1 protein-coding gene and 2 pseudogenes are annotated in these 3,081 nt (G+C 57.5%); all 3 read left to right on the plus strand.

Annotated elements, in window-relative coordinates:
- Positions 1-1,082: pseudogene (locus tag AC27E8_RS06500) on the plus strand (hypothetical protein); the annotation flags it as partial.
- A gap of 109 nt (positions 1,083-1,191) precedes the next feature.
- Positions 1,192-1,719, plus strand: coding sequence for a sigma factor-like helix-turn-helix DNA-binding protein (locus AC27E8_RS06505; RefSeq protein ID WP_487097097.1), 528 nt, complete (start codon positions 1,192-1,194; stop codon positions 1,717-1,719).
- A 53-nt stretch (positions 1,720-1,772) separates the two neighbouring features.
- A pseudogene (locus AC27E8_RS06510) lies at positions 1,773-3,081 on the plus strand (ATP-binding protein); the annotation flags it as partial.

Genomic DNA, 3,081 nt, shown 5'->3' on the forward strand with positions numbered 1-3,081 from the left:
AAACTTATACAAGCAACGTGCCGGGAACGGACACGTTTATCGCATACGTGTCGTATATTCCGCCCGGGGGCGGCGTGTTCGACATTCAGAACGACGCCTATCAGTCGAATCCGGTATCGGTGACCTGGACAAACGGCACAACGCAACCCACTCCGACACCGACGCCGAATCCACAACCCACACCGCCACCGGCTCCGAACTGCGGTGCGCCGTACGACTCAAATGTGCAGTGGACCAGCATGGGCAATGGTGCGGAAGAACTGACGTGGGTGTACAACGTACCGACACCGGAATACAACGCGCAGACGAACTCGTGGCAATGCGTTGACGTGACACATCAGGAATCGCAGTATTATCCGGCGTCAGTGAATGATGGGCAGATCACCGGACTCACTTATGATCCAGGGACTCCCGAAAACATGTGGCTCCCTGTGCCATCGTATGAATGGGATCCGGAGCAATGCCCGTCGGGGATTTTCTGCGAGTACTTCGAGCAGCACGGCTTCACGGCGAATGAAAACGGTGGGCCTACTGCAAACCAGATCTCGAGCACCGTAGAGATCAACGGACAAACGTACCATACCTATGGTCCACCGATTGGCGATCAAACTCCGACGATTTGGATTCGTCCAGCGGCTGCGTTCGGGTTCCGGTATGTGTGGCAAGGTCCACCGAGCGCTTTGCCCATCGGCGGAAGCGTCACGTTCACGATGACGAATCCAGACGGTGGGAGCATTACGTGGACAAGGCCGCTCATTATCGACTCGGAGACCTTGAGTGGGGGCACGACAACTCCCAACGGTGATCAGGCGCCTGCTGCGGACACGGAGATTGTGGCCTGCTGGACGAATCTTCCGAAGGGTGTGTATCTGGATGGGAAGCCCGAGTTGGCAGCGTGGAGCCTGAACCCGGATCCTCAGATCGCGTATGAGCAAGGCGCGCACATTTCGTTCGTGATGACGGTGGAAACACCGGCAGGTAACATCACGGTGAGCGCGCCGAATGTGGCGTGTACGTTTGGTTGGCCTGCGTATTGGTTCACCCACATCGTGAGCGAGAGCATCGGCGGAACCGTCTACTGAACGATCTGCCTGCTCGCTGCAATGTCAATGACAGCAGTCGGCGAGTAGGCAGTTTCGTCTTAGAATTTTGGTAAAATAAACACTAAGCAGGACTTTCGGGGGTGGAATTGTGCGTCCGGAACTCGCTGATCTGATTGTCGAGTATGAGCAAAGCTTGGAAGCTGTGAAGTCGATCAAGCGCGCTCGTCAGAAAGAGGACGACCCGCGTAGTTATCTGGACGTGAAATACTGCGAGAGTATGATTGACACGTTGGAATATACGATCGGGCTTATGGAAGGCACCACGAGAGTGGAGCGCCGGGAGATTCCCATTGGCGATATGGCGGTGTTGGATCGGCTGGCGGCGAAACGGGGATTGTGCGGATGCGGCGAATGGGATGCGGACGAAGAGGACGAGGGGCACGAGGAACTGTGGTCAGAACGTTTGCCGGTGTCGTGGCGAAGCATTCTAAGCTTGCGTGAGGCTGCGTGCCTGTTTGCGTATGAACGCGGCATGACGTACACGGGCATTGCGCAGGCGTTGTCGATCACGCGTGGCGCGGTGCATTCGTACATTCGCCGTGCGCGTGAAAAACTCCGCAAGGCCGAAGCGCTGCAACTCAGTCTCTTCGATGACGCGCCTGACCTCGGAGCTTAAGTAAAATGCGTAAACTTGCCTGCCACCCCCCTCAAAAACGAGGGGGATTTTTTATGCGCACAATCTACTGGCATGACAACGTGATCTTCTTGGATAATGGCTCTTCCTTTGCGGTGTATCGGCTCCCGGCCCTGCCGTACGAGCATCAGCCAGAGGCAGTCAAGCGAAGCATCTATCGACAGCTTGAAGTCTTCTTCCAGACCTACCGCGGGCACGGGCAGTTGTTAAGCATCTCGGTGCCGATCTCGAGCGAAGAAGTGCTTACCCGCATGCGCAGCTTCGGGGACCACCCGCATTGGCGCGCGCACATGGAAATGGTGGCAGAACGCCTCAAGGGACTCACGCCATTTGAACGCCTGACCGTACTTGTGTTACCGCTGGCTTCGCCTCTCGGCGCCGCCTGGTCGCAGGTGTTGGATCGTCCCGACCAGTTGCGGGAGCGCATAGCTGAGCAGTTTTTACGCTTGTGGGGTTTCGCCAAGCGCAGGGTGGCTCGCATACAGGCTCCCGTTCTCACACAACACGACTTGTTGGTTTCGCAGCAAGCGGAGCAAAGGTTGTTCAATCGACTGCAAGCGATCATCCCCATGTTGAGACGCGCCACGCCACAGGACATTGAACGCTTGCATCGGGCGCCGTATTGGCGTGGACTGACGCCGTGGCCCATGGCCTTGCCGGATCCGCTTCCTAAAACACTCACGGTAGAGGGGCGGGATGTGATCATCCGCCCGCGCCCTTTGCGGCTAGCGTTAGTCTCCGCGGCGGTGCGGGAAGACACATTTCGAGTTCGAGTTGAGCACGACGACAAGCGCACATCCTATCAATCCGTGATGGCTGTGGCGAGCATGCGGGACCGGATCGAAGTCATTGGCGACGAGTGGATCTATCAACCACTTGAAAAGCTCTCGTTCCCCGTCGACGCCTGCGTGCAATTCGAAATCATCTCGCCACAACGCGCGCGAGAGATCGTCTATCGCCGCCGAAAAGAGGTCGCTAGCACGGGCGAACAGTATGCCGAAGAGGGTAACGTTCCGTGGGACATCTACGACGGGCTCGAAGACGCACAGGCCCTCGAAGCGAAACTTAAAGCAGGCATGGCTTTCGCGACGTTTCACGCCTTCTTCGCCGTTGGTGCGGACAGTGAGTTGGAGATGTTGCGTCGGGAAGAGATGCTGAAAGAGAGGCTGCAAGGTTCGATTCGACTCGTGCATCCTCCCGGCGACGCGCTGAGACTCTGGCAAGCCTTTTTTCCGGGCACCACAGGTGGTGTGGAGAAAGCATGGGCGATCCCTGCGGATCCGTCGGTGCTTGCGGCGTCGGGCGCGTTGGGCACGTCATTTGTAGGCGATCCGACGGGACAAT

It is taken from the genome of Alicyclobacillus sp. CIJ1 (genome assembly GCF_057538885.1).